Source organism: Arthrobacter sp. HMWF013, assembly GCF_003061105.1.
Classification (GTDB): Bacteria; Actinomycetota; Actinomycetes; order Actinomycetales; family Micrococcaceae; genus Arthrobacter.
Genome location: NZ_QAIQ01000489.1, coordinates 1 through 1,517 on the forward strand (window position 1 = coordinate 1; position 1,517 = coordinate 1,517).

The 1,517-nt window shown below is 61.2% G+C and carries 1 protein-coding gene and 1 pseudogene; both read right to left on the reverse strand.

Annotation, left to right across the window (positions count from 1 at the left end; translation table 11 throughout):
• Window positions 1-193, reverse strand: a pseudogene (locus tag DBR22_RS17460) (sensor histidine kinase); the annotation flags it as partial.
• 7 nt (window positions 194-200) lie between these two features.
• Window positions 201-941, reverse strand: coding sequence for a response regulator transcription factor (locus tag DBR22_RS17465; protein WP_108600065.1), 741 nt, complete (start codon window positions 939-941; stop codon window positions 201-203).
• Window positions 942-1,517 lie beyond the last annotated feature (576 nt).

The following is a 1,517-nucleotide window of genomic DNA, read 5'->3' on the forward strand; positions in this document are numbered from 1 at the left end:
CGGCCTGGCTCAGCTGTTCGTCGAGTTGCCGGGTGAGGAAGGAGTCCATCGAGGCGTAGCTGAACAGCCCCACAGCGCCGCAAATGGCCACCAACAGGGCCATGGCAAGCAGTACAAGGCGGGTGCGCAGGTGCCAGTTGGCGGGTTTGAGCCAGCTCCGTGCGGCTGGCGGGGTTGCCCGTGGCGAGGACATGGAGGCGCTACTCCGCCGGCTTGATGACGTAGCCGGCGCCGCGGACGGTGTGGATCATGGGCGGGTGCACCGAGTCGACTTTCTTGCGGAGGTAGGAGATGTAAAGTTCCACGATGTTGGCCTGGCCGCCGAAATCGTAGTTCCAGACGCGGTCCAGGATTTGGGCCTTACTGATCACGCGTTTGGGGTTCTCCATCAGGTAGCGGAGCAGCTCGAACTGGGTGGCCGTGAGCTGGATGTCGTCGCCGGCGCGGGTCACCTCGCGGGTGTCGATGTTAAGGACGAGGTCACCCACCACAAGTTCGGCGGTGTCCATGGCTGCAACGCCGGACCGCTGAACCAGGCGGTGCAGCCGCAGCAGGACTTCCTCCATGCTGAACGGCTTCGTGACGTAATCGTCCCCGCCGGCCGCCAGGCCAACGATCCGGTCCTGGATGGCGTCCTTGGCAGTCAGGAAAAGCGCAGGAACCTCCGGCGCGAAGGCGCGGATCCTGCCCAGCAGCTCAACGCCATCGAAGCCTGGCAGCATCACATCCAACACCAGGACGTCAGGGCGGAACTCTTTGGCGAGCTTGACGGCCTCGGGGCCATCGGCGGCCACGGCAACAGACCAGCCCGCCATGCGCAGCCCCATGCTCATGAGCTCGGAGAGGCTGGGTTCGTCGTCAACCACCAGGGCGCGGATGGGGGAGCCGTCCGGGTGGGTGAGCTGCGGAAGGTTGTTGGTCATGGAGTGCGAAGTGGCCATGTGACAACTCTCCGATCTTTCGGTTAGCGCGCGCTATGGGCTTCCTGTGAGCGCGCTGTGAATCCCAGCCTAGCGAGCTGAATGCAGGGAGCCCGCCCGTTATTGGTCCATGTGGATAATGCCGGTCCGCTCAATGATGATTCTGAGCCCGCCGGGGGCTGCGAGCCCAGCGGACCAGTGCGAAACCGCAGCCTTAGGGGGTGGACAGGCGGTCAAAACGGGAGGGCAATTCCGGGAACTCTTGGGCATGTGAATATTCAACCCTCAAATCGCCATTCAGTCGAAGTATATTCGCAGGATGTCGCTTATCGCGCCCCTGGGGCTAACTGCAACCGGCAAATTATCGCCAATCCAGAATCGTGATCTACGCCACATATAGCCCTTTTGTCTCACAATGCGGAACGAAAGGCCCTTTGTTACTTGCAAGTTTTCATTGTTACGTTGCACACTTTCAATTGTGAACAAGAACTCAACAGCACCTGCAGCCGCAGACTATTGGCCCAGCACACCCGCTGCTGCCGACATGCGCTGTTGTCGAATGCACGCCTGACCTTCAGACCCCACGAAGTTCTTAGG

Excerpts from the sequence above, each read along its gene's own strand:
- DBR22_RS17465 (WP_108600065.1), bottom strand. The coding sequence starts at position 941 with ATGGCCACTTCGCACTCCATGACCAACAACCTTCCGCAGCTCACCCAC.